Origin of the sequence: Leucobacter muris, from assembly GCF_004028235.1 — a bacterium.
GTDB lineage: Bacteria > Actinomycetota > Actinomycetes > Actinomycetales > Microbacteriaceae > Leucobacter > Leucobacter muris.
In genome coordinates, this window is sequence record NZ_CP035037.1 from 1,863,733 (window position 1) to 1,882,696 (window position 18,964).

16 protein-coding genes and 1 tRNA gene are annotated in these 18,964 nt (G+C 69.4%); 3 read left to right on the forward strand and 14 right to left on the reverse strand.

Going from position 1 to position 18,964, the window contains the following annotated elements; translation table 11 throughout:
* Nucleotides 1-19: 19 nt before the first annotated feature.
* The 6 genes from Leucomu_RS08785 to Leucomu_RS08810 form a co-directional block, all read right to left on the reverse strand.
* Complete coding sequence (locus Leucomu_RS08785; protein WP_017884567.1) at nucleotides 20-1,273, reverse strand: glutamate-5-semialdehyde dehydrogenase; 1,254 nt, start codon at nucleotides 1,271-1,273, stop codon at nucleotides 20-22.
* 4 nt (nucleotides 1,274-1,277) lie between these two features.
* A complete protein-coding gene (gene proB / locus Leucomu_RS08790) occupies nucleotides 1,278-2,084 on the reverse strand; it encodes a glutamate 5-kinase (RefSeq protein ID WP_031290136.1) in 807 nt (268 codons plus the stop codon).
* A complete protein-coding gene (gene obgE / locus Leucomu_RS08795; protein ID WP_017884565.1) occupies nucleotides 2,081-3,586 on the reverse strand; it encodes a GTPase ObgE in 1,506 nt (501 codons plus the stop codon). Before obgE ends, proB begins: the two co-directional genes overlap by 4 nt.
* Before the next feature lie 69 nt (nucleotides 3,587-3,655).
* The gene (rpmA, locus tag Leucomu_RS08800; protein WP_017884564.1) at nucleotides 3,656-3,910 is read right to left on the reverse strand and encodes a 50S ribosomal protein L27; all 255 of its coding nucleotides are present in this window, start codon (nucleotides 3,908-3,910) and stop codon (nucleotides 3,656-3,658) included.
* Nucleotides 3,911-3,942: 32 nt separating this feature from the next.
* Entirely contained in the window at nucleotides 3,943-4,251 is a 309-nt protein-coding gene (rplU, locus tag Leucomu_RS08805) for a 50S ribosomal protein L21 (protein WP_024355746.1), read from the reverse strand.
* A 148-nt stretch (nucleotides 4,252-4,399) separates the two neighbouring features.
* Complete coding sequence (locus tag Leucomu_RS08810) at nucleotides 4,400-6,949, reverse strand: Rne/Rng family ribonuclease (RefSeq protein WP_128386981.1); 2,550 nt, start codon at nucleotides 6,947-6,949, stop codon at nucleotides 4,400-4,402.
* 271 nt (nucleotides 6,950-7,220) lie between these two features.
* On the opposite strand from Leucomu_RS08810, the gene Leucomu_RS08815 reads away from it, so the two are divergent.
* A complete protein-coding gene (locus tag Leucomu_RS08815; RefSeq protein WP_128386982.1) occupies nucleotides 7,221-7,832 on the forward strand; it encodes a vitamin K epoxide reductase family protein in 612 nt (203 codons plus the stop codon).
* Between the two features lie 37 nt (nucleotides 7,833-7,869).
* Here the strand turns inward: Leucomu_RS08815 and coaE are convergent, their stop codons facing one another.
* Complete coding sequence (gene coaE / locus Leucomu_RS08820) at nucleotides 7,870-8,475, reverse strand: dephospho-CoA kinase (protein ID WP_017884560.1); 606 nt, start codon at nucleotides 8,473-8,475, stop codon at nucleotides 7,870-7,872.
* A 50-nt stretch (nucleotides 8,476-8,525) separates the two neighbouring features.
* Between coaE and Leucomu_RS08825 the strand changes: the two genes are divergently transcribed.
* On the forward strand, nucleotides 8,526-9,146 hold the full coding sequence (locus Leucomu_RS08825) for a DUF4126 domain-containing protein (protein ID WP_128386983.1): 621 nt from the start codon (nucleotides 8,526-8,528) through the stop codon (nucleotides 9,144-9,146).
* 272 nt (nucleotides 9,147-9,418) lie between these two features.
* On the opposite strand, the gene rpsA is transcribed toward Leucomu_RS08825, so the two are convergent.
* The 3 genes from rpsA to polA form a co-directional block, all read right to left on the reverse strand.
* On the reverse strand, nucleotides 9,419-10,864 hold the full coding sequence (gene rpsA, locus Leucomu_RS08830; RefSeq protein ID WP_017884558.1) for a 30S ribosomal protein S1: 1,446 nt from the start codon (nucleotides 10,862-10,864) through the stop codon (nucleotides 9,419-9,421).
* A 205-nt stretch (nucleotides 10,865-11,069) separates the two neighbouring features.
* Entirely contained in the window at nucleotides 11,070-12,116 is a 1,047-nt protein-coding gene (locus tag Leucomu_RS08835) for a helix-turn-helix domain-containing protein (RefSeq protein WP_128386984.1), read from the reverse strand.
* Nucleotides 12,117-12,245: 129 nt separating this feature from the next.
* Nucleotides 12,246-14,864 carry a DNA polymerase I gene (gene polA / locus Leucomu_RS08840; protein ID WP_194294539.1) on the reverse strand — a complete coding sequence of 873 codons (2,619 nt, stop codon included), beginning with the start codon at nucleotides 14,862-14,864 and terminating at the stop codon, nucleotides 12,246-12,248.
* Between the two features lie 71 nt (nucleotides 14,865-14,935).
* Between polA and Leucomu_RS08845 the strand changes: the two genes are divergently transcribed.
* On the forward strand, nucleotides 14,936-15,394 hold the full coding sequence (locus Leucomu_RS08845) for a hotdog fold thioesterase (RefSeq protein WP_017884555.1): 459 nt from the start codon (nucleotides 14,936-14,938) through the stop codon (nucleotides 15,392-15,394).
* Between the two features lie 116 nt (nucleotides 15,395-15,510).
* Here Leucomu_RS08845 and Leucomu_RS08850 read toward each other — a convergent pair whose 3' ends face one another.
* The 4 genes from Leucomu_RS08850 to lgt all read right to left on the reverse strand — a co-directional run bounded on the left by Leucomu_RS08850 (nucleotide 15,511) and on the right by lgt (nucleotide 18,866).
* On the reverse strand, nucleotides 15,511-16,113 hold the full coding sequence (locus Leucomu_RS08850) for an ANTAR domain-containing response regulator (protein ID WP_128386986.1): 603 nt from the start codon (nucleotides 16,111-16,113) through the stop codon (nucleotides 15,511-15,513).
* A gap of 82 nt (nucleotides 16,114-16,195) precedes the next feature.
* Nucleotides 16,196-16,277, reverse strand: a tRNA-Leu gene (locus tag Leucomu_RS08855).
* A gap of 74 nt (nucleotides 16,278-16,351) precedes the next feature.
* Nucleotides 16,352-17,827, reverse strand: coding sequence for a pyruvate kinase (gene pyk / locus Leucomu_RS08860; RefSeq protein ID WP_017884553.1), 1,476 nt, complete (start codon nucleotides 17,825-17,827; stop codon nucleotides 16,352-16,354).
* Between the two features lie 34 nt (nucleotides 17,828-17,861).
* Nucleotides 17,862-18,866, reverse strand: coding sequence for a prolipoprotein diacylglyceryl transferase (lgt, locus tag Leucomu_RS08865; protein ID WP_017884552.1), 1,005 nt, complete (start codon nucleotides 18,864-18,866; stop codon nucleotides 17,862-17,864).
* Between the last annotated feature and the right edge of the window lie 98 nt (nucleotides 18,867-18,964).

The window sequence follows — 18,964 nt, forward strand, 5'->3', positions numbered from 1 at the left end:
CCCAGTGTATCGGGTTTGATCAGCGAATCTGACCGGCGCCCCGCACGAGCCACTTGGTGCTCGTGAGTTCGGGCAGCCCCATCGGCCCGCGCGCGTGCAGCTTCTGGGTCGAGATCCCCACCTCGGCGCCGAAGCCGAACTCGCCGCCGTCGGTGAACCTCGTGGAGGCGTTCACCATCACCACGGCCGAGTCGACCTCGGCGAGGAAGCGCTCGGCGTTCGCGTAGTCCTGGGTGACGATGGCCTCGGTGTGCCGCGTCGAGTAGCGCTCGATGTGGGCCAGCGCCTCGTCGAGCGACTCGACCACCTTGACGCCCATCTCGAGGGCGTGGTGCTCGGTGGCCCAGGTCTCGTCGTCGGCGGCGAGCACGCCGTCTGCGGCCGCGCGCGCCGCATCGTCGCCGCTCAGTTCGACGCCGGCGCCGATGAGCTCGTTCGCGAGCCGGGGCAGCAGCCGCTCGGCGGCGTCCCGATGCACGAGCAGCGTCTCGGCCGCGTTGCACACGCTCGGACGGTGCGTCTTCGCGTTCTTGACGACCGAGACCGCCATCTCCTCGTCGGCGCTCCCGTCGACGTAGACGTGCACGATGCCCGATCCCGTCTCGATGACGGGCACCGTCGACTCGTTGACGACGGTCGAGATGAGGCCGGCGCTGCCTCGCGGGATCAGCACGTCGATGTAGCCGCGGGCACGCATCAGACGGGCGGCGCCCTCGCGACCGAACTCGTCGATCGTCTGCACGGCCTCGCCGTCGAGACCGGCTCGGGTGACGGCGCGCTGGATCAGCGAGACGAGCACGCGGTTGGAGTGCTCGGCGGCGCTGCCGCCGCGCAGCACCGCACCGTTGCCGCTCTTGAGCGCGAGGGCGGCGATGTCGACGGTCACGTTGGGGCGGGCCTCGTAGATGGCCCCGACCACACCGAACGGCACGCGCACCTGGCTGATCGCGATGCCGTTGCCGAGCGTGCTCCCCCGCACGACCTGCCCGACGGGATCTGGCAGCGCGATCACGTCGCGCACCGCCGCGGCCAGGCCGCGCAGGCGCTCCGCGTCGAGCCGCAGACGGTCGAGCAGGCCCTCGCCGATGCCGTTCTCGGCGCCGCGCTGCAGATCCTTCGCGTTCGCCTCGACCACCTCGTCGACGCCGTTCTCGAGTTCGACCGCGATCGCTTCGAGCGCGGCGTTCTTCTGCGTGGTGGTGACGGTCGCGAGCCGCTTGGAGGCGGTGCGGGCACGGTCGAGCTTGACGAGGAAGGGATCAGCCTGGGTCATGGCTCTAGCCTAGCGATTCGTCGGGGCTCCTGGCCTCGAAGGCGGTGCCGTGCGGCTCGCCATCGAGCACCGCCGAGAGCAGCTTCGTCTCGGTGAGCAGCACCGCGGTGCCGGCGTCGGCCGCGAGGCGCGCCGCCTGCACCTTCGTCGCCGCGCCGCCGGTGCCCCAGCCCGACTGCGCCTCGCCGATCTCGATGCCGTCCAGTGGGTCGCCGTAGGGCACGAACTCGATGCGCTCGGCCCCGGCCATCATCGGCGGGGCGGTGTAGAGCGCGTCGACGTCCGAGAGCAGCACGAGCCGGTCGGCGCCCATGAGCCGTGCGACGAGGGCCGCGAGCCGGTCGTTGTCGCCGAAGCGGATCTCGTGGGTGGCGACCGTGTCGTTCTCGTTGATGATCGGCAGGATGCCGAGCTGCAGCAGCCGCTCGATCGAGCGCCGCGCGTTGCCGCGGTGCGTCGGGTTCTCCATGTCGTGCGCGGTGAGCAGCACCTGGCCCGCGATGATCTCGTGGGCGCTGAGCGCGCGCTGATAGCGGTTCACGAGGATGTTCTGCCCCACTGCCGCCGCCGCCTGCTGGGTGGCGAGGTCATCGGGGCGCTCGTCGAGGCGCAGGAACGGCACCCCGGTCGCGATGGCGCCGCTGGAGACGAGGATCACCTGCGCTCCGGCCGCGTAGAGGCGCGCCAGGCAGGAGACGAGGTGCGGGATCTGGCCCGCGTTGTCGCCGCTGACCGACGACGACCCGACCTTCACCACCACGCGGCGAGCGTTCAGCAGGCTCTCCCCCGCGTTCGGCTGTCGCGAGCTCACGACTCGCTCTCCCACATGCCGGCCTCGCGCTCGCGCTCGAGCTCGGCGCGGGCCTCGGCCTTCGCGTCCATCAGGTCGTGGTACTCGGTGCGGCGCTCCTTGTTGGTGCGACGGCCGTTCTGGTCGACGCGCAGGTCGGTGCCGCGCGAGCCCATCTGCACCTCGGCGGCGCTCGTGATCGTCGGCTCCCAGTCGAAGACCACACCGGAGCCGGGTCCGATCACCACGGTGGAGCCGGCGGTCGCACCCGCCTTCACGAGCGCGTCCTCGATGCCGAGCTTCTGCAGGCGGTCGGCGAGATAGCCGACGGCCTCGTCGTTGGTGAAGTCGGTCTGCTCGACCCAGCGCTCGGGCTTCGCGCCGAGGATGCGGTAGATGGTGCCGTAGCTGCCGCCCTCGGGCACGACGCGGAAGCCGCCGTCGTCGACGGCCTTCGGCTGCAGCACGATGCGAGGCTGGTGGTCTGCTTCGGCGAGCTCGCGCTCCCTGGCCTGCTCGACGAGTTCGGCGAGCGCGAAGCTCAGTTCGCGCAGCCCTTCGTGCGAGACCGTGGAGATCTCGAACACGCGGTAGCCCTGGGCTTCGAGTTCGGGTCGCACGAAGTCGGCGAGCTCGCGCGCCTCGGGCACGTCGATCTTGTTGAGGGCCACGATCTGCGGGCGGTCGAGCAGCGGCACCTGCCCCTCGGGGACGGGGTACGCCGCGAGTTCGCCGCGGATCACCTCGAGGTCGGAGAGGGGGTCGCGACCCGGCTCGAGGGTGGCGCAGTCGAGCACGTGCAGCAGTGCGCTGCAGCGCTCGACGTGGCGCAGGAAGTCGAGGCCGAGACCCTTGCCCTCGCTGGCGCCCTCGATGAGGCCGGGGACGTCTGCGACCGTGTAGCGGTGGTCTGCGACCTGCACGACGCCCAGGTTGGGGTGCAGCGTGGTGAACGGGTAGTCGGCGATCTTCGGCTTCGCCGCGCTCATGGCGGCGATGAGGCTCGACTTGCCCGCCGAGGGGTATCCCACGAACGCCACGTCGGCGATGGTCTTGAGTTCGAGGGTGAGCGTGCCGCTCCAGCCTTCGGTGCCGAGCAGCGCGAAACCGGGAGCCTTGCGCTTCGCGCTCGCGAGCGCATGGTTGCCGAGCCCGCCGAGGCCGCCCTTCGCGGCGATGAAGCGGGTGCCGGGCTCGGTGAGGTCGATGAGGGTCTCCCCCGCCTCGTCCTTCACCACCGTGCCCACCGGCACCGACAGCACCAGCTCCGCGCCGTTCGTGCCCGCACGGTAGTCGCCCGCGCCGTAGCCGCCGTTCTCGGCGGTGCGATGGGGTCGGCGGTGGTAGTCGAGCAGGGTGGTGACCTGGGGGTCGGCGAGGATCACGACGTCTCCGCCGTGCCCGCCGGCGCCGCCGTCGGGCCCCGCCAGCGGCTTGAACTTCTCGCGCCGCACCGACACGCAGCCGTTGCCGCCGCGACCGGCCTGAAGGTGCACCTGCACCCGATCGACGAACGTCACCATGTTCGAAATTCCCTCGCTAGATACGGCAAAAGGCGAGCCGAAGCCCGCCTCGCCGTTGATTGCCTGAAACTAGGCAGCAGCCACGATGTTGACGACCTTGCGGCCGCCCTTCACACCGAACTCGACCTCACCGGCCGCCAGTGCGAACAGCGTGTCGTCGCCGCCGCGGCCGACGTTCGCACCGGGGTGGAACTTGGTGCCGCGCTGGCGCACGAGGATCTCGCCCGCGCCGACCTGCTGGCCGCCGAAGCGCTTCACGCCGAGGTACTGGGGGTTCGAGTCGCGACCGTTGCGGGTCGAGCTTGCGCCCTTCTTATGTGCCATGAGTCTCTACTCCTTCAGTGTTGCCGAGGCGGTTACTTGATGCCGGTGACCTTGATGCGGGTCAGATCCTGACGGTGACCCTGGCGGCTCTTGTAACCGGTCTTGTTCTTGTAGCGCTGGATGACGATCTTCGGACCGCGGAGGTCGTTGAGCACCTCGGCGGTCACCTTGACCTTGGCGAGAGCCGCGGCGTCGGTCGTCACCTTGTCGCCATCAACGAGGAGCACCGCGGGAAGCTGAAGCTTGCCCTTGGCGTCGCCCGCCACACGATTCACCGTGATGATCGAGCCGACCTCGACCTTCTCCTGACGGCCGCTTGTGCGCACTACTGCGTAAACCACTTGTCACCCTTTTCTTGAGGATCTTCTTCTCGTGTCGAAGCGCAGCCGTGCCGCCTTCGAAGTCTGAGGTGCCTTCACCCACGGGGTGACACCAACGCTCAATAATATCGTGAACTACCGGATGCGGTCAAATAGGCCGCTCCGCGTGTCACTCCTGCCCGGCGTCCTTGCGGCGCGCGGTGGCGTCGAGCGCCTCCGCGAGCGCTTGCTGAGCCGACTTCGCATCGTCGTCGCTCGTCGCGGTCGCCGGCCGTTCGGCGCCGCCCCGCAGCGGGGCGGTCGAGACGCGCCGGCTGCGTGCGCGGCCGGTGCCAGCACTCGGAGCCTCGGGCAGCGCGTCGAGCACCGAGTCGAGCAGCGTGCCGCTCACCGGCGCCTGGGGTTCCGGCGCGCGGCCGCGCGTCGCGGCGGGTTCGCGCGAGGGGCGCGAGGAGACCTTGCCGCTCACCTTCTCGTCGCGGGAGCTCGATCCGCCACGACTGTCGCGGGAGTCGCGCGGCTCGGGGCCGTGGCCCTCCGAGCGCTCCTCGGGCTTGGAGCCCTGGATGGTCGAGGCCGCCACCTGCGCGAGCATGTTCTTCGCGCCGTCGGTGATGGCGTGGGCCTGGCTCTTGCTGTCGTGCTGGTGCTGCTGCGACTGCGACTGCGATCCCTTGCCGCGCTTCGAGCCGCGCGAGGATCCCTCGCTGCGGTGCTTCGTCACGGGCTCGTGATGCACGATGACGCCGCGGCCGGCGCAGACCTCGCAGGGCTCGCTGAACGACTCGAGCAGGCCGAGGCCCAGCTTCTTGCGGGTCATCTGCACGAGACCGAGGGAGGTGACCTCCGCGACCTGGTGCTTGGTGCGGTCGCGGCTGAGGCACTCGACCAAGCGGCGCAGCACGAGATCCCGGTTCGATTCGAGCACCATGTCGATGAAGTCGACCACGATGATGCCGCCGATGTCGCGCAGCCGCAGCTGCCGGACGATCTCCTCGGCGGCCTCGAGGTTGTTCTTGGTGACGGTCTCCTCGAGGTTGCCGCCCGATCCCACGAACTTGCCGGTGTTCACGTCGACCACGGTCATGGCCTCGGTGCGGTCGATCACGAGCGAACCGCCGGAGGGCAGCCAGACCTTGCGGTCGAGCGCCTTCGCGATCTGCTCGCTGACCCGGTACTCGTCGAAGATGTCGCGTTCGCCCTCGTAGCGCTCGACGCGCTGCAGCAGATCCGGGGCCACCTGCGAGAGGTAGCGCTCGATCGTCTCGTAGGTGTCGTCGCCCGCGATGCGCAGCCGGTGGAAGTCCTCGTTGAAGACGTCGCGCACGATCTTGATGAGCATGTCTGGCTCGGAGTGCAGCAGCACGGGGCCGCCGCCCTTCTCGACGCGCTTCTGGATGGACTCCCACTGGCGGGTGAGCCGCTGCACGTCGTGCGTGAGCTGATCCTCGCTGGCGCCCTCCGCGGCGGTGCGAACGATCACTCCGGCGCCGCTCGGCAGCACCTCCTTGAGGATCTTCTTGAGGCGCGCGCGCTCGGTGTCGGGAAGCTTGCGGGAGATGCCGTTCATCGCGCCGCCCGGCACGTAGACCAGGAAGCGTCCGGGCAGGGAGATCTGGCTCGTGAGGCGAGCGCCCTTGTGGCCGACCGGGTCCTTCGTGACCTGCACGAGCACCTGATCGCCGGGCTTGAGGGCGTTCTCGATGCGGCGGGCCGTGTTGCCTCCCTCGAACTCCGACCAGTCGACCTCGCCCGAGTAGAGCACCGCGTTGCGGCCGCGTCCGATGTCGACGAACGCCGCCTCCATGCTCGGCAGCACGTTCTGCACGCGGCCCAGGTAGACGTTGCCGATGAGCGACGATTCGCTCGAGCGCGCCACGTAGTGCTCGACGAGCACCTTGTCCTCGAGCACGCCGATCTGCACGCGGTCCGCGGTGGTGCGCACGATCATCTCGCGGTCCACCGCCTCGCGGCGCGCGAGGAACTCGGACTCGGTGATGACCATGCGCCGACGGCCGGCGTCGCGTCCGTCGCGGCGCCGCTGCTTCTTCGCCTCGAGCCGGGTGGATCCCTTCACCTTCTGCGGCTCGGTGATCACGGGGGCCTGGCGCTCGCGGCGGCGCGGTTCGTCGTCGGATCGGTCCGGATCCGATCCGCCGGAGCGGCGGCGCGTGCGGCGCGATCCCGAGCCGTTCTCGCGGTCCGCGGGCTCGTCGTCGCGCTGGAACCGCTGATCGAGCAGCTCATCGAGCTGGCTGAGCTCGCCCTGGCGAGGCTCGACCTGGCCGTGGAAGGAGTCGCTCTGGCGCCAGTCGATGCGGCGGGGGCGCGGCTGCACCGGGGGCACGTCGGGGGCGAGGAAGATCAGCCTCGTGGTCGCGCGGAAGCGCTCCTCGGGCGTCATCTCGGCGAGCGGCAGCAGCAGCTTCGGCGCTTCGGGCTTCTTCGGCTGCTCGGGATCGCCCTCGGCGGGCGCAGCGACGGCGCCGTCGAAACCGTCGCCGCTCGACTCCGAAGCGTTCTGCTCCGGCGCAGGGGCGGCTTCAGCGGAGGCGGCCTCAGCCGAGGGCGCCTCACCCGATGCACCATCGGCCGTATCGGCGAGGGCGGGCTGCTCGGCCGCGGCAACCCCGTTGCCGCTCGGCGTCGTCTCTGCGGTCTGCGCGGGCTCGTCGCCCGCAGGCTCTTCGCGGTGGTCTTCTGTTGTGCTGTTCACCATTCCTGGTGTCTCCTCTACCCGGGGAGAATCTCGTTCTCGCCGGAAACCCTACTCGTGCGGTGTGATCCGCAAATCCTGTTCTCCGCGAATGCCGCGCACTCGCGCTCGGTCGGTCTTCGACCGGTGACCGCCTCTCGGCAGTCAAAAGACTGTGCGTGCGATACGCCTTCTCGGCATCTCGCACCGCACTCCATTATGTCACGGAGTCGGCTGAGCACGAGGTTCGCCGCGCGACCCGCGTCTTTCAGGCGCATCCGGATAAGATCGCCCCATGAGCCCCGAGCCCCGCGTCTCCCAGCGCCCCCTCGCCTTCGCCGTCTTCTCGATCGTCGCCGGGGCGATCGGCTGGTTCGCGTCGTTCGAACTGCTCACCGAGTACATGAAGACGCTCGCGAACCCCGACTACGTGCCGAACTGCGCCGTGAGCGTGCTCGTCACCTGCGGCCCGAACATGGGCTCGTGGCAGGGGTCGCTGTTCGGCTTCAGCAACACCATCATCGGCGTCTCGGCCTTCATCGCGCCCATCGCGATGGGCGTCGCCCTTCTGGCGGGCGCGCGCTTCTCGCCCTGGTTCTGGCGGGTGTACCAGCTGGGACTGCTCGGCGGCTTCGTCTTCATCTGCTGGCTGTTCTCGCAGAGCGTGTTCGTGCTCGGTACCCTCTGCCCCTGGTGCATGGTCGTCTGGACCGTGATGATCCCGCTGTGGTGGGTCACCGCGTTCCGCCCCTACGCCTCGGGCGACGTGCCCACGACCGCGGCTACGCGGAACGTTTTCACGCGGCTCTACTCGTGGACCTGGGTGATCGTGGTGTTCTGCTACGTGCTGCTGGCGTTCATCGCGCAGCTGCGGCTCGACTGGCTGGCCGAGTTCGCTCGCGCATAGCCGCCCCGAGACCGCGGTGCGTCGGGCGCGCAGGCGCTCATCCCGAGTGCAGATCGCTCCACAGCGCGTCGACCTGCGCGAGGGTTTCGGCCTCGCTGCCCGAGGTGTCGATGATGCGGTCGGCGACCGCCCGCCGATCCTCGTCACTGGCCTGGTGCGCGATGCGGGCGCGGGCGTCGGCCTCGCTCATGCCCCGCAGCTCCACCATGCGCGCGATGCGCTGAGCGGCGGGGGCGTCGGCGACGAGCACGAGATCCCAGTCGGAATCTCGTACCGCGCCCGTCTCGACGAGCAGCGGGATCTCGTACACGACCACGGCCTCGGGGTCATCGGCCTCGGCCGCTGCGATCCGCTCGTCGGCGATGCGACGCACCTCTGGGTGCACGATGCCGTTGAGCGCGGCGAGCGCCTCGGGATCGCCGAAGACGATGCCGCCCAGCGCCGCGCGGTTCAGCTCGCCCTGCGCTCCGAGCACCCCCTCGCCGAAGCGTTCGGCCACGCGCTCGAGCCCGGGCGATCCGGGCGCCACCGCCTCCCGGGCCAGCTGATCCGCGTCGATGCGCACCGCGCCCAGTTCGGCGAGGCGCCGGCCGATCGTCGACTTGCCCGAGGCGATGCCGCCCGTCAGCGCGATCAGTTTCATGGGGTTCACGATACCGGCAGCGGAGCGGCCCGCCCGGTTATGCTGGCGGCATGCTCGAACTCATCACCGGCATCACGCTCGCGGCGTCGGCGGGGCTGAACGCCTACATCCCACTGCTCGGGCTCGGGCTGCTCTCGCGGTTCACCGACATCGTGCAGCTGCCGTCGGGGTGGGCGTGGCTCGAGAACGGGTGGAGTCTCGGCGTCCTGGGCGTGCTGCTCGTCGTCGAGGTGCTGGTCGACAAGTTCCCCGTGCTCGACACGGCCAACGACGTGCTGCAGACCGTGGTGCGCCCGGCTTCGGGCGGCATGGTCTTCGCCGCTGGGTCGTCGAGCGAGACGGTCGCCGTCGCCGATCCCGCGGCCTTCGTCACCTCGGCCGAGTTCTGGCCGTTCGTGCTGGGCGTGCTCGTCGCGCTCGTACCGCACCTGCTGAAGGCGATCGCGCGACCGGTGCTCAATGCGCTGACCGGCGGGGCCGGCGCGGCGGTGTCGAGTTTCTTCGAGGACATCGGTGCGCTCGTGCTCACCCTACTCGCAGTCGTGGTGCCGGTGCTCGCGCTCGTACTGCTCATCGTGGTCGTCGGGGTGCTGGTTCGCAGACTGCGGCGCGCTCAGCTGCGGCGCCGGGAGCAGCGGGCGGCGGCAGGCGAGACATCGCCCCCGATCTGAGCGGCGACTCCGCCCGATCGGTCCCCGGCGAGTGGGAGAGAACTGCGCTCCCCTGCCCGATCCCGAGCAGTTCTCGACTCTCCCGCAGCGCGGGGGCTGCTCGCGCAGCGCGGGGGCGCCCGAGCCCACCGACGAAGCGGCAAGCGCGGCGCGCGGCGCGAGCGCTTCGCCCGAGCCGCGGTCCGGATCCCGATACGCCGAAGGCCCGGCCCCCGAACAGGGGCCGGGCCTTCGCGAACTCACCGCCGAGCTGAACGCTCGGCCGACGAATCTCAGTTGCCCTCGAGCTGAGCCTTCAGCGCGGCGAGAGCGGCGTCGTCAGCCAGTGCGCCGGCCGACGACGAATCGCTCGAGAAGCTCGACGAGGGGGCGTCGGCGGCGGGAGCCGCGGCGGCCTCGACGAGCGAAGCGGCGACCTGCTTCTTGTGAGCCTCCCAGCGCTCCTGGGCAGCAGCGTACTCCTGCTCCCACTTCTCGCGCTGCGACTCGAAGCCTTCCTTCCACTCCTGGGTCTCGGGATCGAAGCCCTCGGGGTACTTGTACTCGCCGTTCTCGTCGTACTCGGTGGTCATGCCGTACAGCGCCGGGTCGAACTCGGTGCCCTCGGGGTCGACGCCCTCGTTGGCCTGCTTGAGGCTGAGCGAGATGCGGCGACGGTCGAGATCGATATCGATGATCTTGACGAAGACCTCCTGGCCCGCCTGCACGACCTGCTCGGCGAGCTCGACGTGCTGACCCGACAGCTCCGAGATGTGCACGAGGCCCTCGATGCCGTCCGCGACGCGCACGAACGCGCCGAAGGGCACAAGCTTGGTGACGACGCCCGGGGCGATCTGGCCGATCGCGTGCGTGCGGGCGAAGACCTGCCACGGGTCCTCCTGGGTGGCCTTCAGCGAGAGCGAGACGCGCTCGCGATCCAGCTCGACGGAGAGCACCTCGACGGTGACCTCCTGGCCGACCTCGACCACGTCGGAGGCGTGCTCGATGTGCTTCCAGGACAGCTCGGAGACGTGCACGAGGCCGTCCACGCCGCCCAGGTCGACGAACGCGCCGAAGTTGACGATCGACGAGATGACGCCCTTGCGCACCTGGCCGGGCTTGAGCTCCGCGAGGAACGAGGAGCGGGTCGCCGACTGCGTCTCCTCGAGGAGCGCGCGACGCGACAGCACCACGTTGTTGCGGTTCTTGTCGAGTTCAAGGATCTTGGCCTCGATCTCCTGACCCAGGTAGGGGGTCAGGTCGCGCACGCGGCGCAGCTCGATGAGCGAGGCGGGGAGGAAGCCGCGCAGCCCGATGTCGACGATCAGGCCGCCCTTGACGACCTCGATGACGGTGCCGGTGACAACGCCCTCGTTCTCCTTGATCTTCTCCACATCGCCCCAGGCGCGCTCGTACTGAGCACGCTTCTTGGACAGGATGAGGCGACCTTCCTTGTCCTCCTTCTGGAGCACGAGCGCCTCTACGGGATCGCCGACCTGAACGACCTCATCGGGGTTCACGTCGTGCTTGATGGACAGCTCGCGCGAGGGGATGACACCCTCGGTCTTGTAACCGACGTCGAGGAGCACCTCGTCGCGGTCGATCTTCACCACGGTGCCCTCGATGAGGTCGCCGTCGTTGAAGAACTTCAGGGTCGATTCGACCGCTGCAAGGAAGTCGTCGGCTGAGCCGATGTCGTTAACTGCGACCTGCTTGCTCTCGGTCGTTGCGTTCGTCATGAAATTGGTCTCCAGAATGGACATGGAATCAGGTGGTCGCACGGACGCGGTCGGATCGCTCAGATCCGCGAGTCGCTCCCACACGTGGACATGGTTGAGTCGCCACAGAAAAGTGACACTCGATCTTATCCCGAGGACACGCCCGGGATCAAGTGCAGAGCCGCCCGCGTTTCGCGGCCGTCGCGGCGGGCTCCCGCGCCGGGTCTCACACCGCCGCTGGAGCCTTGCGGGTCGGGCCCGAGGCCGCCCGGGCGAGTGCGGAGATCCCGAGCAGCAACGCGACCGCGAGCGCCGCGAGGAAGATGAAGAACTGGATGTTCGTCTCGATCGTCTCGGCGTTCCAGGACCCGAGATCGAGCGCCCACTCGTCGGGCTGCCCGAGCACAGCCGCGACCGCGCGATCCATCACCAGCGCGCAGCATCCGAGAAACGCCGTCACGAGGGCGGCCACCGCGAGCCCCGGCAGCGGCAGGTAGCGGATTGCGAGAGCCGAGACCCAGATCGGCGCCGCGCCGATCGCCGCGATCGGCAGTGCGGGCCACAACCACAGCTCGGCCCGCCCGATCGCGACGAACACGATCAGCAGGAAGAGCAGCAGCGCTGCGGTCTCGATGACGAGGACGAGCAGCGTGCGGTGCCGCCGCAGCCCGCCGGGCAGATGCAGCACCGTCAGCCAGATCGGTGTGAAGACGAGCAGCAGCGCGAACACCACCGCCGAGACCGCGATGACGAGCCACGACCCGGTCGAGAACTGCAGCCATACCACGAGCAGCAGGGCCATGAGGCAGGCGGTCGAGCCCCCGAGCGCCAGCCAGCCGGGTCCGGGCACGGGCAGCAGCGGGAGTGTGGTCAGGCAGAACGCGATGCCGACGGCCGGCAGCACGACCCAGAACCAGCTGAGCGTGTGCTGCACCGAGAGGTTGACGATGAAGCAGGCGAGGATCGCGGCGGTCCACGAGAGCAGCGTCGTCCAGAGGATCGCGCTGCGCCACCCGCGGTAGCTGCGGGCATCGCGCTTGTCGGCGCGCCCCTCGCGATCCTCGCTCGCGCTGATCAGCTCCTGCCCGCTGACCCCGAGCTCGGCCGCGATCGCCTGCACCAGGGTGATGTCGGGATAGGAGAGGCCGCGCTCCCACTTGGACACGGCCGACTCCGTGACGTGCAGCCGCTCGGCGAGCTGACGCTGGGTGAGGCCGCCGGCGCGGCGCCGCTCTGTGACGAATCGCCCGAAGTCCTGTTTCGTGATTTCCATGTTCCCGATCCAATCAGCCGCTGCGGCCCGACCGCGCCGAAACGCGTGATTCCGCGACTCGACCGTTCGGCCAGTCGCGGAATCACGCGGAAGTCGGGGCCGGATCGACCCGCGGCGCCGGCGCGGCGCCTAGTGCGCGGCCGCGTTCCAGTTCGCTCCGCGCCCCACCTGCACCTCGAGCGGCACCGAGAGCTCGGCGGCGCCCGCCATCTCGGCGCGCACGATCTCCTCGAGGGCGTCCCACTCTCCCTCGGCGACCTCGAACATGAGCTCGTCGTGGATCTGCAGCAGCATGCGCGACCGCATGCCCGCGGCGAGCATGCGCTGCTCGACCTGGATCATGGCGCGCTTGATGATGTCGGCCGCCGAACCCTGGATCGGGGCGTTGAGTGCCGCGCGCTCGGCATTCTCGCGCAGGATGCGGTTGGGGCTCGCGAGATCGGGGAACGGCCGCCGCCGCCCGAAGATCGTCTCGGTGAAGGTGTCGCGCTTGGCCTGATCGACCACGGAGCGCAGGTAGTCGCGCACCCCGCCGAACCGCTCGAAATAGTCTTCCATGAGCTGGCGGGCCTCGGCGGCGGAGATGTTCAACTGCTTCGAGAGGCCGAATGCCGAGAGGCCGTAGGCGAGGCCGTACGACATGGCCTTCACCTTCGAGCGCATCTCGCTCGTCACCTCCTCGGGCGGCACTCCGAAGATGCGGCCGCCCACGAAGCGGTGCAGATCCTCGCCCTGCCGGAAGGCCTCGATCAGCCCCTCGTCTCCCGAGAGGTGCGCCATGATGCGCATCTCGATCTGCGCGTAGTCGGCCGTCATCAGCGCCTCGTACTCGGGGGCGTGGATGAAGCCCTCGCGAATGCGGCGGCCCTCCTCCGAACGCACCGGAATGTTCTGCAGGTTGGGGTCGGTGGAGGCGAGGCGGCCCGTGCTCGAGCCCGTCTGTACGAACGTCGTGCGGATCCGCCCGTCGTCCTGCACCGCCTTGATGAGCGTCTCGACCATCTGCCGCAGCTTGTTCGCGTCGCGGTGCGCGAGTAGCGCATCGAGGAAGGGGTGCGGGTTCTTGACGCGCAGATCGGCGAGCGCTGCCGCGTCGGTCGTGTACCCGCTCTTCGTCTTGCGGGTCTTCGGCATGTCGAGTTGCTCGAAGAGCACCTCCTGCAGCTGTTTCGGAGACGAGAGGTTGACCTCGCGGCCGATCGCGTCGAAGGCCTGCTGCTGCAGATCGGCCACGCGCGTGGTCAGCTCGGCGTTGTGCGCCTCGAGCAGCGGCAGGTCGATCTGCACGCCCCGTTGCTCGAGCGCCGCGAGCACCGGCACGAGCGGCAGCTCGATGTCGTGGTAGATGTCGGCCGTGCGCGACTCGAAACGGGAGACGGCCGAGTCGTGCGCGCGGGCGATGTACCAGGCGAGCGCCGCGGAGTCGGCGACGGAGCCCTCGTCGGGAACGAGCTGGTTCGGGTCGCCCTCGGGCACCTGCTCGCCGAGGAAGCGGAACACGGCCTCGGAGATCGACTTGTCAGGAGTCTGGGGGCGCAGCAGCCACGAGGCGAGCAGCAGGTCGCCCTCGATGCCGCCGATCGCAGCGCCGGCGCGGGCCGCGACCGCGATCTGCTGCTTCGCATCGAAGAACACCTTGGGCGCGTCGGAGGCGAGCCACTGCTCGAAGAGCGAGTAGTCGCGACCGCCGGGCTGCCAGTGGAACAGCACCGACGAGTCGGGTGTGGCGACACCCACCTCGAACCCGGCGCCGCTCTGCTGCATGAGCACGGCGGGGCGCTCGACCTTCGCCAGCCAGTCGGCCAGCTCCTCGTCGATGAGGTTCTTCGCCTGCGGCTGCTCGGGCACGAGAGACACCGCGGTCGCTCCCCCGGCCGGCACCTCGGCGCCCGCGAGTTTACCGACCCGCTGCAGCAGCGTGCGGAACTCGAGCTTCGCGAACACCTGCTGCACGGCGGCCATGTCGATCTCACCGCGCTTCAGCTCGTCGAGCGTGATCTCGAGCTCGACGTCGCGCACGAGACGGTTCAGACGCCGGTTGCGCTCGGCGAGGTGGGCGTTCTCGCGCAGGCTCTCGCCGACCTTGCCCCCGATCTCGTCCTGTCTGCGCAGGATCTCCTCGAGCGAGCCGAACTGATTGATCCACTTCACCGCGGTCTTCTCGCCGACGCGCGGCACGCCGGGCAGATTGTCGCTCGTCTCGCCCACGAGGGCGGCGATCTCCGGGTACTGCTCTGGGCGCACCCCGTAGCGCTCCATCACCTTCTCGGCGTCGTAGCGGGTGAGCTCGCTGTCGCCCTGCTTGGAGGGGTAGAGCAGCGTGATGCGGTCGTCGACGAGCTGGATCGTGTCTCGATCGCCGCTGACCACGAGCACCCGGTAGCCGGCGTCGGCGCCGCGGGTCGCGAGGGTCGCGAGGATGTCGTCGGCCTCGTAGTTCTCTTTCTCGAGGGTGCGGATACCCATGGCGTGCAGCGCCTCCTGCAGCAGCGGCACCTGACCCTTGAACTCGGGCGGGGTCTCCCCCCGGGTGCCCTTGTACTCGGGGTACTCCTCGGTGCGGAACGAGTACCGCGAGATGTCGAAGGCGATGGCCAGCGCGTCGGGATTCTCGTTGCCGAGCAGGTTGATGAGCATCGAGATGAAGCCGTGGATGGCATTGGTGTGCTGCCCGGTCTGCGTCTGGAAGCTGTCGACGGGCAGGGCGTAGAACGCCCGGAAGGCCAGCGAGTGGCCGTCGATGATCATGAGAGTAGGCTGAGGCGTATTCGACACGCGTCCAGCCTACAAGCCGCCACCGACAAGGAACCAGCCGCGACATGACCGCTTCCTCCGCGCCCGAGACCGCCCAGCACTCCCCCGATCCGCGGGCGACGTCGCCGGGCCTGGACTACATCCGCGAGCGCGGCCTCGGCGCCCTCGCAGATCGCATGGGCATCGAGGTCGTCGAGTTCGAGCGCGACCGGGCCGTCGCCACGATGCCCGTCGAGGGCAACACGCAGCCGGTGATGCTGCTGCACGGCGGCGCCTACGTCGTGCTCGGCGAGACCCTCGGCTCGATGCACGCCAACTTCGTCGCACCAGAGGGCCACGTCGCAGTCGGCATCGACATCAACGCGACGCACACCGGATCCGCCACCTCGGGCGTCGTCACGGGTGTCTGCACGCCGATCAAGCTCGGCCGATCCATCACGGTGCACGAGATCGTGGTGAGCGACGACCAGGGTCGCCGCTGCTCGACCGTGCGCATCACGAACTTCTACAAGCGGGTCGGCTGAGGCCCGCGGCCGAGGCCCGGAGCCGAAGCTCCGGGGGCGAGACGCGCACCGAGCCCTCCACGGCTCACAGAGAAGCGCCCCGGCCGTTCGGCCGGGGCGCTTCTCCGCATCGGATGTCAGTCCTTCTTCGGGCCGAGCTGATCGATGATCGTCTTCGCGACGTCCTGCATCGTGAGGCGGCGATCCATCGACGCCTTTTGGATCCAGCGGAAGGCCTCGGGCTCGCTGAGCCCCATCTTGTCATTGAGGATCCCCTTCGCGCGGTCGACCAGCTTGCGGGTCTCGAAGCGCTCGGCGAGGTCGGCGACCTCGCTCTCGAGGGCGACGATCTGCTGGAAGCGCGAGAGCGCGATCTCGATCGCGGGGATCAGATCGGCCGGGGTGAACGGCTTCACCACGTAGGCGAGGGCGCCCGCCTCGGTGGCGCGCTCCACGAGCTCGCGCTGGCTGAAGGCGGTGAGCAGCACCACCGGTGCGATGTGCTCCTTGTTGATCTGCTCGGCCGCCGAGATGCCGTCGAGCTTGGGTATCTTCACGTCCATGACCACCAGATCGGGGCGCAGCTCCTCGACGAGGCGCACTGCCTCCTCGCCGTCACCGGCTTCGCCGACCACGTCGTAGCCGTTGTCGCGAAGCGTCTCGACGATGTCGAGGCGAATCAGGGACTCGTCTTCCGCAACGACGACGCGTCGCGCGGGTGCGGTGCTCTGTTCAGTCATGCTGAGTAGTTTACTCCTGCGTTCGGGGGAGATAGCGGGATACCTGGGTGCGGGAAGCCCGTCGTGCGACGGCGGGCGCCGGTGCCGGATGCGGGACTCGAACCCGCACACCTTTCGGCAGCGCATTTTGAGTGCGCCGTGTCTGCCAATTCCACCAATCCGGCGTGTGAGGACCCGACGAGCGCGCCTGCGGCGCGCTCCACGGACCCTCCATGGGCCAGCAGCCTAGCCTACCGGATCACACCGGGATGCCGCCGCGACCGAGGGCGTGCTTGCGCGGCCCCGCCTCGGGCAGCTGGCCGGTGGCCTCGCCGATCCGGTGGATGCGCAGCGTGTTGGTGGTGCCGATCACCCCGGGGGGCGACCCGGCGATGATCACGACCTTGTCGCCGATATTCACGCGAGCGTGGTCGAGCAGCACCTCGTCGACCTGCGCGAACATCTCGTCGGTGCTGCCGACGCGGGGCACCTCGTAGCTGCGGGCGCCCCAGGTGAGCTCCATGCGCCGACGCGTGTCGGCTTCGGGGGTGAAGCCGATGATCGGGATCGGGCGGCGCAGCCGCGACATGCGCCGCACGGTGTCGCCCGACTCGGTGAACACGCAGATGTAGCGGGCGCCGACGAAGTCTGCGACATCCGAGGCTGCGAGCGTGAGGGCGCCGCCCTGCGTGCGGGGCGCCGTGCCGAGCGGCTCGATGCGGTCGAGGGCGTGGTCCTCGGTGGCGGTGATGATGCGCGCCATGGTCTCGACGGCCTGCACGGGGTATGCGCCCACGCTGGTCTCTCCCGACAGCATCACGGCGTCGGCTCCGTCGAGGATCGCGTTCGCGCAATCGGAGGCCTCGGCTCGGGTGGGGCGCGGGTTCTCGATCATCGACTCGAGCACCTGGGTCGCCACGATCACCGGCTTGGCGTTGCGGCGGGCCAACGCGATCGCCTCGGTCTGCACGAGCGGCACCCGCTCGAGCGGCAGCTCCACCCCGAGGTCGCCTCGGGCGACCATGATGCCGTCGAACGCGTCGACGATCTCCTCGAGGTGGTCGACGGCCTGCGGCTTCTCGATCTTCGCGATGACGGGCAGGCGGATCCCCTCCTCGCCCATGATCTCGTGCACCCGGGTGATATCGGCGGCGTCGCGCACGAACGAGAGCGCGATGTAGTCGACGCCGAGCTGCAGCGCCCAGCGCAGATCCTGCTCGTCCTTGTCCGACAGCGCGGGAACGTTGACCGAGACGCCGGGCAGGTTGATGCCCTTGTTGTTCGACACCGCGCCCGGAATCTCGACCGTGGTGTACACCGTGTCCTCGGTGACGCGCTCGGCCCGCAGCGCGACCTTGCCGTCGTCGATGAGCAGCGGATCGCCGGGGTTCACGTCGCCCGGCAGCCCTTTGTGGGTGGTGCTGCAGATGGTGCGGTCGCCCATGATGTCGCGGGTGGTGATCGCGAACTCGTCGCCGACCTCGAGCTCGTAGGGGCCGCCCTCGAACTTGCCGAGGCGGATCTTCGGCCCCTGCAGGTCGGCGAGCACCGCGATCGGTCGGCCGACCTCGGTCTCGGCGCGGCGGATGTTGCGGTAGATGCCCTCGTGCACGTTGTAGGTGCCGTGGGACATGTTGAGCCGCGCGACGTTGACGCCGGCCCGGATCAGGTCGAGGGTGTGGTCGTAGCTGGAGACCGCGGGGCCCCAGGTTGCGACGATCTTGGCGTGGCGCATGTCGGCTCCTTGCTGCTTGGACGAGTGCGTCGGACTAGACGGTGCGGGCCGGCTCCGCCGAGCCGCCGCTCTGGCTCGGAGCCTCGGACGATGCCTCGGAGGGAGCGTCGACGGGCGCCGCGGGGGCGTCGCGGTGGGGCAGGACGTGGAAGAACTCGTCGGGGTTCGCGGTGTCGGCGAGCACCGAGTCGGCGGGGTTGCGGCGTCCCGGCAGGTAGACCGAGGCCTCGATGCCGACGTGGCGACGCCACTGCACCAGGAGGATGATCACGCCCAGCACGACCGCGAGGAAGGCGGCGAGCACGTTCGTGCGGATGCCGAGGAAGAGCAGGCTGGGATCGACGCGCAGCGACTCGGTGACGGTACGGCCGATGCCGTACCAGACGAGGTAGAGGGCGAAGAACTTGCCCCAGCGCGGGCGCCACTTGCGCTCGATGGCCAGCAGCACGACGATGCCGAGCAGATTCCACACCGCCTCGTAGAGGAAGGTCGGGTGGAAGAGGGTGCCCTCGGGCAGACCGATCGGGAACGCGGGGTTGGTCGACTCGATCTCGAGGCCCCACGGCAGCGTTGTCGGGCCGCCGAAGAGCTCGTGGTTGAACCAGTTGCCGAGTCGGCCGACGGCCTGCGCGAGCAGCAGGCCGGGCACGAGCGCGTCGGCGAAGGACCAGAAGCGGATGCCCGTGATGCGCGAGGCGATCAGCACGCCGATGGCGCCGCCGAGCAGTGCCCCGAAGATCGCGATGCCGCCCTGCCAGAAGGCGAAGACGTCGAGCGGGTTCTTGCCGGGGCCGAAGTAGTCGCCCCAGTGGGTGACCACGTGATAGAGGCGCGCGCCCACGATGCCGAGCACGAGCGCCCACACGAGGAAGTCGAAGACAGCGCCGCTCTCACCGCCGCGGCGGCTGAGGCGGCGACCCGTCCAGATCGCGGCGAAGATGATGCCGACGATGATGCACAGCGCGTAGATGTAGATGCGCAGCGGCCCGATCTGGAAGAACTGCATCTCGGGGCTCGGGATACTGAACGGGAGAATCATCCACTCCTCTTTCGCCTCCGGCGCTGGCCGGTGATCGCTCGCGGCGCTCTGCCGCTGAATCTGTCATGGGGAAGCCGCGCGGAGGGGATCCTCGCGGC